Annotated in this window: 15 protein-coding genes; 14 read left to right on the top strand and 1 reads right to left on the bottom strand. The window is 71.6% G+C overall.

Annotated elements, in window-relative coordinates:
• The first annotated feature begins 120 nt into the window (after positions 1–120).
• Positions 121–1314: an MBL fold metallo-hydrolase gene (locus tag ABTX60_RS09765; protein WP_352096558.1), complete on the top strand. Its 1194-nt coding sequence runs from the start codon at positions 121–123 to the stop codon at positions 1312–1314.
• 25 nt (positions 1315–1339) lie between these two features.
• Here ABTX60_RS09765 and ABTX60_RS09760 read toward each other — a convergent pair whose 3' ends face one another.
• Positions 1340–1492 carry a hypothetical protein gene (locus tag ABTX60_RS09760; RefSeq protein ID WP_352096557.1) on the bottom strand — a complete coding sequence of 51 codons (153 nt, stop codon included), beginning with the start codon at positions 1490–1492 and terminating at the stop codon, positions 1340–1342.
• A gap of 356 nt (positions 1493–1848) precedes the next feature.
• Here ABTX60_RS09760 and ABTX60_RS09755 point away from each other — a divergent pair, with 356 nt between their 5' ends.
• The 13 genes from ABTX60_RS09755 (at position 1849) to ABTX60_RS09695 (ending at position 16573) form a co-directional block, all read left to right on the top strand.
• A complete protein-coding gene (locus ABTX60_RS09755; protein ID WP_352096556.1) occupies positions 1849–2223 on the top strand; it encodes a CU044_2847 family protein in 375 nt (124 codons plus the stop codon).
• On the top strand, positions 2220–6569 hold the full coding sequence (locus ABTX60_RS09750; RefSeq protein WP_352096555.1) for an nSTAND1 domain-containing NTPase: 4350 nt from the start codon (positions 2220–2222) through the stop codon (positions 6567–6569). Before ABTX60_RS09755 ends, ABTX60_RS09750 begins: the two co-directional genes overlap by 4 nt.
• Before the next feature lie 207 nt (positions 6570–6776).
• The gene (locus ABTX60_RS09745) at positions 6777–7004 is read left to right on the top strand and encodes a hypothetical protein (RefSeq protein ID WP_352096554.1); all 228 of its coding nucleotides are present in this window, start codon (positions 6777–6779) and stop codon (positions 7002–7004) included.
• A gap of 604 nt (positions 7005–7608) precedes the next feature.
• Complete coding sequence (locus tag ABTX60_RS09740; RefSeq protein ID WP_352096553.1) at positions 7609–9906, top strand: sensor histidine kinase; 2298 nt, start codon at positions 7609–7611, stop codon at positions 9904–9906.
• Between the two features lie 68 nt (positions 9907–9974).
• Positions 9975–10406, top strand: coding sequence for a roadblock/LC7 domain-containing protein (locus ABTX60_RS09735; RefSeq protein ID WP_352096552.1), 432 nt, complete (start codon positions 9975–9977; stop codon positions 10404–10406).
• A 2-nt stretch (positions 10407–10408) separates the two neighbouring features.
• Positions 10409–10780 (top strand): DUF742 domain-containing protein, encoded by a 372-nt coding sequence (locus ABTX60_RS09730; RefSeq protein ID WP_352096778.1) that lies wholly within the window; start codon positions 10409–10411, stop codon positions 10778–10780.
• Positions 10758–11387: a GTP-binding protein gene (locus ABTX60_RS09725; protein ID WP_352096551.1), complete on the top strand. Its 630-nt coding sequence runs from the start codon at positions 10758–10760 to the stop codon at positions 11385–11387. The genes ABTX60_RS09730 and ABTX60_RS09725 overlap by 23 nt, the downstream gene beginning before the upstream one ends.
• Before the next feature lie 61 nt (positions 11388–11448).
• On the top strand, positions 11449–12021 hold the full coding sequence (locus ABTX60_RS09720) for a GAF domain-containing protein (protein WP_352096550.1): 573 nt from the start codon (positions 11449–11451) through the stop codon (positions 12019–12021).
• 179 nt (positions 12022–12200) lie between these two features.
• Entirely contained in the window at positions 12201–13229 is a 1029-nt protein-coding gene (tdh, locus tag ABTX60_RS09715; protein WP_352096549.1) for an L-threonine 3-dehydrogenase, read from the top strand.
• A 68-nt stretch (positions 13230–13297) separates the two neighbouring features.
• Entirely contained in the window at positions 13298–14491 is a 1194-nt protein-coding gene (locus ABTX60_RS09710; RefSeq protein ID WP_352096548.1) for a glycine C-acetyltransferase, read from the top strand.
• Between the two features lie 36 nt (positions 14492–14527).
• Positions 14528–15430 carry a LysR family transcriptional regulator gene (locus ABTX60_RS09705; protein WP_352096547.1) on the top strand — a complete coding sequence of 301 codons (903 nt, stop codon included), beginning with the start codon at positions 14528–14530 and terminating at the stop codon, positions 15428–15430.
• Between the two features lie 46 nt (positions 15431–15476).
• Positions 15477–16049: a helix-turn-helix domain-containing protein gene (locus tag ABTX60_RS09700; RefSeq protein ID WP_352096546.1), complete on the top strand. Its 573-nt coding sequence runs from the start codon at positions 15477–15479 to the stop codon at positions 16047–16049.
• Positions 16046–16573, top strand: coding sequence for a GNAT family N-acetyltransferase (locus ABTX60_RS09695; RefSeq protein WP_352096545.1), 528 nt, complete (start codon positions 16046–16048; stop codon positions 16571–16573). The genes ABTX60_RS09700 and ABTX60_RS09695 overlap by 4 nt, the downstream gene beginning before the upstream one ends.
• Positions 16574–16586 lie beyond the last annotated feature (13 nt).

The following is a 16586-nucleotide window of genomic DNA, read 5'->3' as shown; positions in this document are numbered from 1 at the left end:
GTTTACTGAATCATCGGTCAGTATCGCCCCGGGCACGCTTCCGGTGGGGCCCCTGTGATCCGGTGTTGTCGGAGGGGCCGACCATAATGGAAAGCCTGACCGACTCCACCTGGAGGTACCGTGGCCGGTTTCCGTACCCTCAGCTCCGGGCTCCGCGCGCTGCGGCCCGGGGCGTTCGGCGCCGACCCGAGCGGTGAGCGCATGGCGCGCATCCGCAGATCACCCCACTTCGAGGACGGGGTCTTCCAGAACCCCGGCGGCCCCGCGCGGACCCGGCCCTCCGGCTCGGCCCTGGACTTCGCGAAGGTCTTCTTCGACAGGGACACCCGGCCCCGCCGCGCCCCGAACGGCACCGTCCCCGTGCACTCCACCACCCTCGCCGATATAGCCCGGCCCCCGGCCACCGGGCTCCGGCTGACCTGGATGGGACACTCCAGCGTGCTCGCGGAGATGGACGGCCGGCGCGTCCTGTTCGACCCGGTGTGGGGCGAGCGCTGCTCCCCCTTCCCCTTCGCGGGCCCCAAGCGGCTGCACCCCGCGCCCCTGCCCCTCGCCGCCCTCGGCCCGGTCGACGTCGTGGTCATCTCGCACGACCACTACGACCACCTGGACATGCCCACCATCAAGGCACTCGCGGGCAGGGACACGCTGTTCGCCGTGCCCCTCGGTGTCGGCGCGCACCTGGAGCACTGGGGCGTGTCCGCCGGCCGGCTGCGCGAGTTGGACTGGCACGAGTCCACCGAGATCGGCGGTCTCACCCTGACCGCCACCCCGGCCCGGCACTTCTGCGGCCGGGGGCTGCGCAACACCCAGCACACCCTCTGGGCCTCCTGGGTCGTCACCGGCGAGCAGCACCGGATCTATCACAGCGGCGACACCGGCTACTTCGACGGTTTCAAGGAGATCGGCGCCGAGCACGGGCCGTTCGACGCCACGATGATCCAGATCGGCGCGTACTCCGACTTCTGGCCCGACATTCACATGACGCCTGCCCAGGGAGTGCAAACCCACCTTGACCTGCAGGGAGGTGACGCGAGCGGGGTGCTGCTGCCGATCCACTGGGGGACGTTCAACCTGGCGACGCACGCGTGGGCCGAGCCGGGGGAGTGGACCAGGGATGCTGCCGAGGAGGCCGGCCAGGCGGTGGCGCTTCCGCGGCCGGGTGAGCCGTTCGAGCCGGCGGGGCAGCTTCCGGTGGAGGCGTGGTGGCGTGGGGTGTCCCATCCGATCGCTCACCCATGGCGTCGGCCCCAGCCGACGCAGGCTGCTGCCGAGATCCCCAGGCAAGATCTGGACCTCGCGGGGGAGCGGTGACCGGCGGTGTTGGTCCATGCCTGGGTCAGGCGCGGGAAGAGTCGTAAGTGAAGCACTGCGGGTCGTGTGTGGTGTTGTTCTGAAGGTCGTCGACGGCGGTGATCTCGCCGGCGTGGTCAGCACTGTGGTTGACGACATCCAGCGCGGTGGCCGAGGGGTGCACCATGCTGCTGGGCACGGGCCCGGGCGGTGCGGTACCTGCCACGTTGGCTGCGGGCGTGCGACCGGTATGGGCGGTGGCTGCTGGACGCGGATGACGACCAGCCGCTCGAGGGCCTCGATCTGCGTGGTGTGCCGGAGGTGGTGGCCCCGCGGCGGTGGACGGGTGTGGCGCGGTGTGCGGTGTGGGCCCGGGACCCTTGTCTGCCCCTGCGGCCACGTGCCGCTACGGCTTTCGCGTCGGGGTTGAGTCACCGGATGGAGATGCTGCGGCGGTTGGCGACTTAACTCCTGCCTCTTTCGCGGGAGTTGAAAGAAGAGAGATCATGCGGTGCAGCAGACTGGCGGAGACCGGTATGGCCGAAGGGGGAAACGGTGGTCTATCTCGTGGAAGTGCCGGTCGCCGGGGCGGACGGGCAGTCAGAGATCGTGAAGGTGCAGATCGAGGCGCAGGGAGACGGCCTGGTCAGGGTCGCCAGGCCGGGACAGGTCGTTGCGCGGGCCACCCGCTCGTTGGGCGAGATGGTGGCGGCGGTCAGACCGGTCGCCCAGAACTTCGTCGACGGCTTCCAGAACATGACCCGCAGACCGGACGAGATCAGCGTCGAGTTCGGCCTTGCTCTGTCGGCCGAAGCCGATGTGGTGATCTCCAGCACTTCGGCGCAGGCCAACTTCAAGGTCGCGCTCGTCTGGCGCCAACCCTCGGCTGATCCCTCAGGCGCTTCGACGGGAGACGAGCCCACGCCATGACGGCGTTCGAGCGGCCGGACGGGGTGACGCCTGACCCGGCCGGTTCCGACGCCTCGACGGTTGATCCTCCCGGGCAGGAGTCTTCGGTCCACGTTCATGCCGCCGACGGGGGCACCAGGGCCCTGGAATCGGCAGTGCTCCAGATCCGGGGCCGACAGGGCGAACCGGTGGGTGTGGGCTTCCTTGTCACCGACGATGTGGCGCTGACCTGCGCGCATGTCGTCAGCGCGGCGCTTGGTACCCCAGCGGATACCGAGCCCGCCGCCGACGCCCGCATCGCAGTGACGCTGCCCTTGCTGCGGGCCCCGGCCGGAAGCGCGCCGGACGGTGCCGCGATCGGGGTGCCGCACGTCATGGCGGGCGTCGAGCGTTGGGTTCCCCCGCGGTCGTCCGGTGCCGGAGACGTGGCCGTACTGCGCTTGGAAGCCCGACTGCGGGGTGGCCGGCCCATCCGCCTGGTGGACGAACCGGAGGTGTGGAGGCACCCCGCGCGGGTCTTCGGTTTCCCCGCGAACCGCCCCGGGGGCGTATGGCACTCGGCCCTGCTCCGCGCGCGGCAGGCCGACGGATGGGTTCAGGCCGATTTGGCGGAGGGCGGCTACCCGGTCTCCCGCGGCTTCAGCGGCAGCCCGGTGTGGGACGAGGAACTCAACGGCGTCGTCGGCATGATGGCGCTGGCCGAGGCAGACAAGCCCCCGGCGAGCTACCTGATCCCGACGACCGGCTTGCTGGACGCCTGGCCCGAACTGCGAAACCTCGCACTGCCACCGTCGCCGTTCCGACGGCTGCTGGCATTCGAGGAGGCCGACGCCGCTGTCTTTCACGGTCGCCTGGCCGAGTCCGAGGCGGTCGCCCGTATGGTCGCTGGTGAGCGCTGGACCGCGATCGTGGGCCCCTCCGGCTCCGGTAAGTCCTCCCTGGCCCTGGCCGGAGTCGTACCGAGGCTGCGGCCGGACGGCACCTCGGTGATCGTGCTGCGGCCCTCGGCGGGCAGCACCCCGACGGCCGGCCTGGCCCTGGAACTGCTGGCGCTGCTGGAGCCCAGCCTGTCCGAGACGGACCGGCTCGAGCAAGTTCCGACGTTCACCCAGGTCCTGGTCAGGGACGGCGGCATGGCCGATGCCGTCCCGCGATTACTGAAACGGCAGGGCCGCCGTCGACTGCTGGTCGTGCTCGACCAGTTCGAGGAACTGCTCGCCCGCGATGCGGCGGCCGTCGACGAGCTGGCCGGGGTGTTGTTCGGCGGAACCCTGCCGGACACGGTCCGCGTGCTGACCACACTGCGGGCCGACTTCCTGGGCGCCGTCCTCGACCACCCGCGGCTCGGGCCCGCATTCGGCGGGCAGCAGACGTACGCCCTCGGCCCCATGCACCCCGACCAGCTCCGTGACATCGTCACCCTGCCGGTGGACGCCGTCCCCGGCGTGCGGTACGAGCCCCACCTGGTCGACCGCATCATCGAAGACACCGGTGCCGAGCCCGGTGCGCTGCCCCTCCTCGGCTTCGCCCTCGACCAGCTCTGGCGGGAGCAGCAGCAGACACAGGGACGTCTCACCCATGAGGCGTACGAGAAGATCGGCGGAGTCGCCGGCGCGCTGCACGACCACCTCGTCAAGGTCTGGAACGCCCATGTCCCGGATTCCTACGAGGAGGCTGCTCGGCGGTTGTTCACCCAGCTCATCCGCGTGCCCCTGGAATCGGCCGGCGTCACCCGGCGGATGGTGACGCGCGCCGAACTGGACGAGGCGGAATGGTGGGTCGCTCAACAGCTCGCCACCACCCGCCTCCTGGTGACGGGCCGGGACGCCGAGGGGACCGAAACCGTCGAACTGGCCCACGAGGCCCTCATCTCCAGCTGGGACAGGCTGGCGGAGTGGGCCGCGGAGGATCGTTCCTTCCTGGTCTGGCGGGAGTCGCTCCGCCACGACAGGAGCCGCTGGGACGAGGGCGGACGTCCACCCGAACTGCTGCCGACGGCAGTCGCGTTGGCAAGCGCCGGGCCGTGGCTGGACGAACGCGGCACCCAACTCACCGACGCCGAGCGCGAGTACCTGGAACTCGGCCGCGCGTATCACCGGTCACGCACCCGCCGACGCCGGGCGCTTTGGTCAGGCTTCGGCATTCTCGTCGTCCTCGCGTTGCTGCTCGGCACGCTGTTCGCGTACGCGCGACAGGAAAGTCAGGAACGGCAGGCACTTGCCGACTCGCGTTCCCTGGCCCAGTTGTCGCAGGACCAAGCGGAGTTCGACCCGGTGCTGTCGGTGAAACTGGCGCTCGCGGCGTATGAGACCGCGCCCACGACGGAGGCGCGCGGCCAGTTGCTGCGACACTATCTGGCCCACTCGGGCTCCACCCGCATGGTCTCCGGACTGCTGGGAACAGTGCAGCAGTTCCAGACCAGCAGGGACGGCAACGTCGTCTTCGCGAGGTCGGCCTTAGGCCGCGCGACCCTCTTCGTGGGGGCCCTCACCGGCACCGTGCGCAGCGAACAGTTTTCCCGCGAACAGCTGATCATGGCCATGGTGTCGGCCGACGGCAGCAGGGTCGCGTTCGTCTGCGCGGACGGTTCGGCCGGCTGGTTCGACGTGCACCCGAACGCCGAACACCTCATCGGCGCCGTCCACGCACTGCCCAAGGTGAAGAAGCTGATCAACTACTCGGACAGCAGCAGCGGGTTCGCCATGTCCGAGGACGGACGGACCGTCGCCGTGCGCGACGGGGACGACCTGATGTGGTGGGACCTGGACAGCGGCACCGTCGGCGGCAGGGTCCCAGCGCCGCCGAACATGGGCGGCAACCTGTGGATCGACCCCGGTAAGCGGCGCCTGTTGGTGGAGGTCTCCCCACCGGAAGAGGACGAGTTCCGCGTCGCCCTGCTCGCCGTCGACATGGCCACCGGCAGGAGCCGGACCGTCGTGCGCGAAGCCGACCGGCTCCTGGTCTCTGGCGACCGGTCGACCGTCGTCGTCTGCCGCCCCGACGGGCACTCGGCCAAGTCAGTCACCCTGCGGCGAATCTCCGACGGCGCCCAGCGGGGGCGCCGCTACGTCTTCGACGACGGGGACTGCGGACTCGAGGGCGTCGACGTGACCGGGCGGTACGTCGTCACGGGCACGCCGGGCAGACTGGTGCTGACGGACCTCTTCCAGGGCAAGTCGATCAGTGAGTCCGCCCGGCCCAGAGGAACGGTGGTGATCGCCTGGGATCTGGTGTCCAGCGGCGGCAGACTGTTCGCCGCGGCACACGACCGATCGTTGATCAATTACGTCGAACTGTTCACCGAGCCCAACGTCGTCGATGTGAACGATCAGAAACTCAGCGCGGACGGCGGGAGGACCGTCAGCCTCGTGGACGACGGTGCGAGCCTGCAGGTCCGGTCGGTGGAAAGCAAGGCGGGCGACCCGCCGACTGCCGAGGCGAGCCGCCCGCGACCGTACTGGCACCCCAAGGACGCGTACCTGCTGGCGCTCGACTCGGACCGGACGCTCCTGGCCGACTGGGTGGCGGAGGACACCGTCCTCGTCCGGGAGGTGTCCACACTGCGGCAGACGGCCCGGATCACCGTCCCCAAACCGCCGTCCACGTCAGAGTTCCAGTACTTCTTCGACCGGGACGCACACCTCGTGACCGTCTCCGGGACACGGGTGCAGCAGTGGGACACGCGCACGGGCAGGCAACGTGCCCACTTCGACATCAAGACCATCATCGCCGACAGCCGCAGCGCGAGCACTCCGCCGACGGTGAAGGTCGGTCACTACCCGGGGGACAACCAGGTGGCCGTGCTCCTCTGGGGAGATCCCACGGTCCGTGTCGTCGACCTCGCCACGGGACGTACGAAAACCACCGTGAAGGTGCCCGTCGACACCGTCGCCACGCAATTCGATCCCAGCGGTCGCTACTTCGCCGCCATGCGCAGCGGCGGCATCGTGGAACTGTGGCGGCGTGACCCGCTGCGCAGGGAACTGGGGCCGCTGCGCAGCGTGGCCGAGGACGCCGGGACGCCATACGCGGCAAGGTTCATCGACGGGGAGGGCGGCTTCGCCGTGGCAGCCAACAGTTCCGTACGGATCTACGAGGTCGGCAGGCGCGGCTATCGCGAGTCGTACGACTTCGGGCGGGTGCCCTCCAGCCAATACCTGGCGGACGGCTCGTACGTCTTCCGGGACATCACTCCGGACGGCGGGTCCGTGATCTACCAAAACTCGATCAACACCGGCGGACCCTTGCGCCTCGATCCCGAGAGCTGGCGGCGGGAGCTGTGCGAAGTGATCGGTGACCAGCCGTTCAGCGCTGACGAGAAAGGCGGCCTTCCGGCGCGCGTGCCGGCTCGCCCGGTCTGTTCCTGACCGGAGCGCTCCGGCGCCGGCTCCGCGCTTGCGGATGCCGGAACGCGTGGCCACTGGGGCTCAGACCGTGGCTTGTGAAGTACCCGATGAACGGGGGAAGTCGGCGAGAGCCCGGAAGTCTTCCTCGCGCAGGCCGATCCGCGGGGTGACGTGGCGCGGAAGGCCACATGCACGGTGGTGGCCTTCCGCCTGTTGCCGGGGGCGAACTTGTATTCGCCGTTCGAGCCCGCCGCCGAGAACGTCCCGTCCGAGCCGTGGTGGCGTGGGGTGGCGCTCGCCCCGGCGGGTGGCTTCCAGGCCGCGGAAGCCCTCGCCGACGCCACGATCAAGACCGCGTCGGACACGGCAGCCATGGCCCAGGCCGACACGGTGAGTGACGGTGGTCGTTGGGGTGGGCAGGGGCAGCGAGGACCCCGAGACGCTCCGGCGGGCTGACCCGGGGCCGACGGCGCACCGACGGCGAGGGCCGGGGAGCGTCTCGCTCCCCGGCCCTCGCCGTTGCTCCGCGACTGCTTCTGACCAGGCCAGATCGATCTCTTGCCGTTCATGTTCGGATGTGGCGGGGTGCTATCGGTCTGTCGTACGAGACCTCATACCAGAGCGGGACGCTCACCGTATGAGTTTGTCAACTGCCCACCGCACATGATGCGCTGGCGACTACTGTCAGTGGCCGTCGGAGAACAGGGCGGATCAGGAAGCGGGGGGCCGGTACGTGCAGGCGCAGGGCGGACGAGGGAGTCGACGCGACGGGGATCCCCGCTGCCCGCGCGCCACCGACGCCGGCCCGGGCGCGGCCGGAGACACGGGTGCCCGGGACGGTGACGCCACCGCCGCCGCGGGGGTTGCCGAGGCCGGCTCTCGTGGTGCCGGGGCCCATGGCCCGGGCCGGCACGCGAGCCCCGGCGGCGCCGGGGCCGGACGGAAACGAGGGGAGCCCGGGCGCGCGTCCCGGGGCGTGCGCAAGCGGCCGCGCGAACCCGGTCGCACCCCCGCGAGCTCCCCCGGCACCCAGGCCCGACGTACCAGTACGAGGACACCGATGTCTCACCTCCGCGCACCGGCCGCGCGCGCAGACCGCCGTGAGGGCGGACGGCACGGGCGGCCCGTCGTCCGTACAGCACCCGCGCTGCCCGAGACCCCCATACGGCCCCAGCTGCTGCGGCTCGCGGTGCTGCCCCCCGTCGCCGTCGCACTCAGCGGGTGCGCCGCCGTTCTCTTCACCGTCCGGTCCACCGGAACGCGCCCGGGCCCCACCCTGTGGGCGGTGCTCGGCGGCGCGGTCTTCGTGGCACTCGTCGGCATCGTCGTGGCCGCCGTCGCCGCCGACCGGGCCGCCCGCTCCGTGCACGACCGCATCGGCGTGCTGCGCCGCGGCACCGCCCGGCGCGAAGCCGATCTGCGCACCCTGGTCGAGACGCTGCGCCGCGGCGACGGCCCGCCTCAGCCAGCACCGCCGAGCCGGACCGGGGCTCCCCCGGAGGACGCCGACGACTTCGACCTCCTCGCCGCCGACCTGTCCCGTGCACACGACGGCGCCGTCACCGCCGTCGTGCAGGCCTCCCAGCTCTCCAGCCAGGCCGGAAGCGAACAGAAGCTCGAGGTGTTCGTCAACCTCGCCCGGCGCCTGCAGTCCCTGGTGCACCGCGAGATCTCCATCCTCGACGAGCTGGAGAACGAGATGGAGGACCCCGACCTGCTCAAGGGGCTCTTCCACGTCGACCACCTCGCCACCCGCATCCGCCGCCACGCCGAGAACCTCGCCGTGCTCGGCGGGGCCGTCTCGCGCCGTCAGTGGAGCAACCCGGTCTCCATGACCGAGGTGCTGCGCTCGGCCATCGCCGAGGTCGAGCAGTACTCGCGGGTCAAGCTCGTGCCTCCGATCGACGGGCAGCTGCGTGGCCACGCCGTCGCCGACGTCATCCATCTCCTGGCCGAACTCGTCGAGAACGCCACGGTGTTCTCCGCTCCGCACACCCACGTCCTGCTCCGCGCCAACCTCGTCACCTCCGGGCTCGCCGTCGAGGTCGAGGACCGCGGACTCGGCATGCCATTGGAGGAGCAGACGCGGATGAACGCGCTGCTCGCCGACCCCGACCAGGTGAACGTCGCCCGGCTCCTGGCGGACGGCCGCATCGGCCTGTTCGTCGTCTCCCAGCTCGCCCGGCGCCATGGCATCACCGTCCGGCTCCAGACCAACATCTACGGCGGAGTGCAGGCGGTGCTCGTCGTGCCGCAGGCGCTGCTGGGAGCGCGGGCAGGAGCGGAGGCCGGGGCGGGAGCGCCCGGGGGAGCGGGGCAGCCGCAGGGCGGAACCGGAACGGCCGGAGCGGAGCGACCGGCGGTGGCAGAGCCAACGGCCGGGCAAGCCGGGCAGGGAGGCCAGGCCGGGCAGCGTGGGCAAGCCGGGGAGGGAGGCCAGGCCGGGCTGCAGGGCCGGACCGGGCCGGCGGCGGCCGGTGCCGGTACCGGGCCGACCGCCGTCGGTGGTGCCACGTCCCCGGGGCGGCCCTCGGCCGAGGGCACCGGATTCGGGGCCTCCTCCCTCCAGTTGCCCGCGTCCGGATCCGGGGCGTCGATGCCGCTCGCGGGACCCGGGACCTCGCGCGGGCACGAACAGGAAGCCGAACCAGCCCCGGGTGGGAACGCTCCGGTCGGCAGGCCGGCGCCCCTGCCCCTGCGCGGTGCCCGCCGGGAGCGTCCTACCCCGGCCGAGGCACGGCCCGGCATCAGTCCCGACGACCGCCGCGTGCTGGCCGAGAACGTCGCCGAGCTCCCCACCCCCCGCGAGGGCACCGTGCGGGGCACCATGGGCAAGCCCCAACTGCCCCGTCGGCGCGCCCAGGAGCACATCGCACCCCAGCTGCGCGACGGCCCGGCGCCGCGCCAGGACCCCGACCACCTCGTGGGCCACGATCCCGGTCTGATGGCAGCCTTCCAGCGCGGCATCAGCCTCGCGGAAGCCCAGCAGAACATGGAGGCCGGACACACGGACTGGGACGGCATGGAGTCCCCCCATACAGGCCCGGCCCACGCCGATCCCTCTCCCTCGGGTTCGCCCCACACGGACTCATCGCACGTGGGTTCGGCCCACACAGGCCCTCCCCCCATGGACCCTTCCCACATGGGCTCCGCGCACATGGACTCCGCCTACACAGGCCAGACCCAGACGGATCCCGCACCCGGCGGGTCCGCCCACAGGGAGCCGATGCCCGTCCGGCCGGTTCACTTCGAGGCGCTCCCGTCGGAGCTGTCACCCTCGAGCGGGCCGGCGCCCGGGTCCCGTTCCGACCACCGCACGACCACCACCCGGCAGGACGGGAGCGCACCCGCCGGATGACCACCCCCCTTTCCACCCCCACCCCCAGCGCTCCCACAGACCTTCGTACCCCAAGGAGTCGATCCACCATGGCGAGCGATGCGCCGACCGCCCATGTTTCCGACCTCGACTGGCTGATGAGCGGCCTCGTGCAGCGCGTACCGCACACGACCGCCGCGGTGCTCCTGTCCTGCGACGGGCTCGTGAAGTCCGTGCACGGCCTCGACCCGGACAGTGCCGACCACATGGCAGCGCTGGCCTCCGGCCTGTACTCCCTCGGCCGTAGCGCCGGCGTCCGTTTCGGCGACGGCGGCGACGTGCGGCAGGTCGTCGTCGAGCTCGCCTCGACCCTGCTGTTCGTCACCACGGCGGGCTCCGGCACCTGCCTGGCCGTGCTCGCCGGCCGCGAGGCCGACGCGGCCGTGCTGGGCTACGAGATGGCGATGCTGGTCAAGAGCGTCCGCCCCTACCTGGTGACCGCCCCCCGGCAGTCCGTGGATTCCCCGGCGATGAGGTCTTGAGCGTGACGGCGGCCGGTGACGGGCCCTGGCTCGACGACGCGGCCGGGCGGCTGGTGCGGCCGTTCACGGTCAGCGACGGCCGCACCCGTCCGACCGTCGCGCTCGACCTGGTATCGCAGGTGATGGCCACCGGGGTGACCCCCCTCGGCTATCTCGGCCCGGAGCACGCGCAGGCGATCGAGCGGTGCCGGGTGCCCGTCGCCGTCGCCGAGGTCGCCGCCCATCTCAAACTGCCGGTGGCCGTCACCAAGGTACTGCTGGCGGACCTCGTCGACTGCGGGGCCCTGACGACAAAGCCCCCCGCGTTCCACCACAACCCGACGGACCGGGCCCTTCTGGAGGCAGTGCTCGATGGACTACGACGACAGCTCTGACTACACCGACGGACCGGCCCACGCCGCCGACCCGTTCCCCACCGCGCTGAAGATCCTGGTGGCGGGCGGGTTCGGCGTGGGCAAGACGACCTTCGTCGGCGCGGTCAGCGAGATCGCGCCGCTCAGCACGGAGGAGCTGCTCACCACCGTCAGCGCCGCGACCGACAACCTCGACGGCATCGAGAACAAGCTCGAGACGACCGTCGCCATGGACTTCGGCCGCATCACCCTCGACCCGCGACACGTGCTGTACCTGTTCGGCACACCCGGACAGGAGCGGTTCTGGTTCATGTGGGACGAGTTGTGCGAGGGCGCGCTCGGCGCGGTCATCCTCGCCGACACCCGCCGGCTTCAGGAGTGCTTCGCGGCCGTCGACTTCTTCGAGCAGCGCGGCCTCGGCTTCATCGTCGCCGTCAACGAGTTCGACGGCGCCTACCGCTACGACCCCGACGAGGTGCGCGGTGCCCTGGATCTGTCCGCGGACGTCCCCGTCGTGTGCTGCGACGCGCGGATCTCCAGCTCCGGGGTCCAGACCCTGCTGACGCTGGTGCGTCATCTCATCGCCCACACGCCGGCGCCTGCTACGGGGTATGGCGCCCACACGTGACCCCTCCACACCCGCCAGGGAGCCCGTATATGACGCGAGTCCACAGCCTAGGAGCATGCCCATGACCTACGACCCGCCGCGCCCGGCCGGTCGTCTGCTGCTCACACCCGAGGACAAGGAGGCCCCCGCCCGCACCGGCCGACTGCGCCGACTGGGCCTGGGGGAGCACCCCGAACCCGCACTCGACGCCTTCGCGCACCGCCTCGCGGAGCTCACCGGGGCGCCGTACGCCATGGTCAACCTCCCCGGTGAACAGGGGCAGTTCTACGCGGGCCTGTACGTGCCTGCCGTCGCCCCGGTCGTGCGCAGCGACGGCACCAGTCCGCGCCTCGGCCGTGCCCTGCCCCGCGATCACGGCTTCTGCCCCCATGTGGTGGCGCGCCGCAAGGCCCTCGCGCTGGAGGACGTCGGCGACTATCCGAGGTTCGCGGGCAACCCGGTGGTCGACGAGTTCGGCATCCGCTCCTACCTCGGTGCACCGCTCATCGACGGCACGGGCCTGGTGCTGGGCACGGTCAGCGTGGTGGACGTCGCGCCGCGGCAGTGGGGGAAGCCCGGCCTGACGGCGATCAAGGAACACGCCGCACGGCTCGTGATGGAGCTGGAGAGCCGCGAGGGGCTGCCGCCCTACTGAGGCCCGGGTTTCCACGGGACCCCTGGGGGCGTGAAGGAAAGCTGAGGCGGCGCTTAAGAAATCCTCGATGGACCGGCAGGCCGCCGTACGGCAGATTGCAGTGCGATCCCACTCCTCTCCCGGTCCAGGGGTTCCTTCGGCATGCCCGGAGCCGGGACTCACCCACAGGAGCCGTAGCGGTGAAGGCGCTGGTCAAGCAGAAGGCGGAACCCGGGCTGTGGCTCGCGGACGTCCCCGAGCCCACCGTCGGGCCCACAGACGTGCTCATCAAGGTGCTGCGCACCGGCATCTGCGGCACCGACCTGCACATCAGGGCCTGGGACGGCTGGGCCCAGCAGGCGATCAGCGCCCCGCTCGTGGTCGGGCACGAGTTCGTCGGCGAGGTGGTCGAGACCGGGCGGGACGTCACCGACATCGCGATCGGCGACCGCGTCAGCGGCGAGGGCCACCTGGTGTGCGGCAAGTGCCGCAACTGCCTGGCCGGCCGCCGCCACCTGTGCCGGTCCACCGTCGGCCTGGGAGTCGGCCGGGACGGCGCGTTCGCCGAGTACGTGGCCCTGCCCGCCGGCAACGTCTGGGTGCACCGGGTGCCCGTCGACCTCGACGTGGCCGCCATCTTCGACCCCTTCGGCAACGCCGTCCACACCGCGCTGTCCTTCCCGCTCGTCGGCGAGGACGTCCTGGTCACCGGCGCGGGCCCCATCGGCCTGATGGCCGCCGCCGTGGCCAAGCACGCGGGTGCCCGCAACGTCGTGATCACCGACGTCAGCGAGGAGCGGCTGGAACTCGCCCGCAAGATCGGCGTCAGCCTCGCGCTGAACGTCTCCGGAGCCGCCATCGCCGACGGGCAGCGCACGCTCGGACTGCGCGAGGGCTTCGACATCGGCCTGGAGATGTCCGGCCGCCCCGAGGCGATGCGCGACATGATCGCCAACATGACGCACGGCGGCCGCATCGCCATGCTCGGCCTGCCCGCCCAGGAGTTCCCCGTCGACTGGGCCCGCGTCGTCACCTCGATGATCACCATCAAGGGCATCTACGGCCGCGAGATGTTCGAGACCTGGTACGCCATGTCGGTCCTGCTGGAAGCCGGCCTGGATCTCGCGCCCGTCATCACCGGCCGCTACGGCCACCGCGACTTCGAGGCGGCGTTCGAGGACGCGGCGAGCGGCCGCGGCGGCAAGGTCATCCTCGACTGGACTGCGTAACTCTGGGACTGCGTAACTCCGGGACTGCGTAACTCCCCTCCACCGCGAACACCTCAGGAGCTTCCCCCATGTTCGACTCCGTGCGCGACGACCTGCGCGCCACCCTCGACGAGATCCGCGCCGCCGGCCTGCACAAGCCCGAGCGCGTGATCGGCACCCCGCAGTCCGCCACGGTGAACGTCACCGCGGGCGGCCGCCCCGGCGAGGTCCTCAACTTCTGCGCCAACAACTACCTCGGCCTCGCCGACCACCCCGAGGTCGTCGCCGCGGCCCACGAGGCCCTGGACCGCTGGGGCTACGGCATGGCCTCCGTCCGCTTCATCTGCGGCACCCAGGAGGTGCACAAGGAGCTGGAGGCGCGCCTGTCCGCCTTCCTCGGTCAGGAGGACACGATTCTCTACTCCTCCTGCTTCGACGCCAACGGCGGTGTGTTCGAGACGCTGCTCGGCCCGGAGGACGCGGTCATCTCCGACGCGCTCAACCACGCCTCCATCATCGACGGCATCCGCCTGTCCAAGGCCCGCCGCCTGCGCTACGCCAACCGCGACATGGCCGAACTGGAAGCCCGCCTGAAGGAGGCGTCCGACGCGCGCCGCCGCCTGATCGTCACCGACGGCGTCTTCTCCATGGACGGCTACGTGGCCCCGCTGCGCGAGATCTGCGACCTCGCCGACCGCTACGACGCGATGGTCATGGTCGACGACTCCCACGCGGTCGGCTTCGTCGGACCCGGCGGCCGGGGCACGCCCGAGCTGCACGGTGTCATGGACCGGGTCGACATCATCACCGGCACCCTCGGCAAGGCCCTCGGCGGCGCCTCCGGCGGCTACGTCGCCGCCCGCGCCGAGATCGTCGCCCTGCTGCGCCAGCGTTCCCGGCCGTACCTCTTCTCCAACACGCTCGCGCCGGTCATCGCCGCGGCGTCTCTCAAGGTCCTCGACCTGCTGGAGGCGGCGGACGACCTGCGGGTGCGGCTGGCCGAGAACACCGCCCTGTTCCGCAGCCGCATGACCGAGGAGGGCTTCGACGTGCTCCCCGGCGACCACGCCATCGCCCCGGTGATGATCGGGGACGCGGCGGTCGCCGGTCGCATGGCGGAGCTGCTGCTGGAGCGCGGCGTCTATGTCATCGGCTTCTCGTACCCGGTGGTGCCGCAGGGCCAGGCCAGGATCCGTGTCCAGCTGTCGGCCGCGCACTCCACAGACGACGTCAACCGCGCGGTCGACGCCTTCGTCGCGGCCCGGGCCGAGCTGGAGGGCTGACCGGCAGCACCCGGTGCATTTGAGACAATCGATCGCATGATCGAAGCGCGGCGGCTCCACATCCTCCGGGCGGTGGCCGACCACCGTACGGTGACGGCGGCTGCCGCCGCGCTGTATCTCACCCCGTCGGCCGTATCCCAGCAGCTCGCCGCCTTGGAGCAGGAGACCGGCCACCGGCTCGTCGAGCGCGGCGCCAAGGGCGTACGGCTCACTCCCGCCGGGGAGATCCTGCTCAACCACACCAACGCGGTCCTCGCCCAGCTGGAGCGGGCCGAGGCCGAGCTCGCCGCGTACAGCTCGGGCGCGGCCGGCACCGTCACGGTCGCCTCCTTCGCCACCGGCATCGCCCTGGTCGTCGCGCCCGCCGTGGCCGGTCTCGCCCGGTCGGCGCCCGGGATCCGCATCCGCGTCCAGGACGCCGAGGGCGACGCCAGCCTGCCGATGGTGCTGGACCGGCAGGTCGATGTGGCGGTCGCCGTCGAGTACCGCGGGGCCCCGGCCGCCGACGACCCGCGACTCGCCCACGTACCGCTGTACGCCGAGCCCTTCGACGCGGTCCTGCCGGTCACCCACCGCCTGGCCGGCACGGCCGAGGTGCCGCTCGCCGAACTGGCCAAGGACGCGTGGATCGGCCCCTACCCCGGCAATCCATGCCATGACGTGGTGGTCCTGGCCTGCGAGAACGCCGGGTTCCAGCCGCGTATGGAGCACTCCTCGGACGACTTCCGCGCGGTCGTCGCCATAGCCTCGGCCGACGCGGGCGTCGCCCTGGTACCGCGCTCGGCGCTGCGCGGCATGGACCTCACCGGGGTGGTCGTCCGCCCCGTCGACGGGACGCCCCCCACCCGCCGGGTGTTCGCCGCCGTACGCAGGGGAGCCGAGGAGCACCCCCTTATCCGCCCCGTACTGGACGCGCTCGGCGCCGCGGCCCGGGTGTGAGCACGTCGTAACACCGCCGTCTCACATCAGGGATAGCGTCCCGGATGTGAGACGTGACGAGACGGACCCCGTCGACGTCCGGCTGGGCGCACGCCTGGCCGAACTGAGGGGCGAACACGGCTGGTCCCTGGGTGAGCTGGCGGACCGCAGCGGGGTGAGCCGGTCCACCCTGTCCCGGGCCGAGCGGGCGGAGACCAGCCCGACGGCCGCACTCCTGAACCGCCTCTGCGCCGTCTACGGACGCACCATGTCCCAGCTGCTCAGCGAGATCGAGGCGGAACCGGAGAGCGTGGTCCGCTCCGACGGGCAGCCCGTGTGGCACGACCGGGCCTCCGGCTTCGTACGGCGGTCCGTGTCGCCCCCGCACACCGCCCTGCGTGGCGAACTGATCGAGGCCCGCCTCTCGCCCGGCGCCGACATCGCCTACGACCGTCCACCCCTGGCCGGGCTGGAGCAGCACATCTGGATCCTGGAGGGGGCCCTGGACGTGACCGAGCGGGACACCGAACACCACCTCGCCACCGGCGACTGCCTGAGAATGCGTGTGTGGGGCCCGACCCGGTTCCGGTGCGCCGCTCCCGAGGGCGTGCGGTATCTGCTGGCGGTGGTGCGGCCGTGATCCGGCTGGACGAGACCGGGCTCCTGGAGCGGGCGGGGACGTTGGCGGATCTGCTGGCCGACACCGTGGACGGTGGTGCGTCGGTCGGATTCCTCGCCCCGCTCACCCGGGCGGAAGCCCTGGCCTGGTGGGAGGAGCGGGCAGCGGTCGTCGCCGCGGGCCGGCTCGCCGTCTGGGTCGCGTGCGAGGGGGAGCGGGTGCTCGGCACCGTGAGCCTGGCCTTCCCCGGCAAGACCAACAGCCGGCACCGCGCCGAGCTCGTGAAGCTGATGGTGCACCGGGAAGCCCGTGGTCGTGGTGTCGGCCGCGGACTCCTGGCGACGGCGGAGGACGCGGCAGCGGCGGCCGGTGTCAGCCTCCTGCACCTGGACACCGAGACCGGAAGTCCCGCCGAGCGCCTGTACCGGTCCGCCGGCTGGACCCCGATCGGTTCGATCCCCGACTACGCGGCCGATCCCGGCGGGGTGCTGCGGCCGACGACGATCTACTACAAGCGCCTGCCGGAAGCCGCTCCCACCAGGTGAGTGTCAGTGCGAG

Origin of the sequence: Streptomyces sp. NPDC126510, from assembly GCF_040302345.1 — a bacterium.
Lineage (GTDB): Bacteria > Actinomycetota > Actinomycetes > Streptomycetales > Streptomycetaceae > Streptomyces.
The sequence above is the reverse complement of the archived record's forward strand: the minus strand, read 5'-3'. Positions and strand labels throughout refer to the sequence as shown.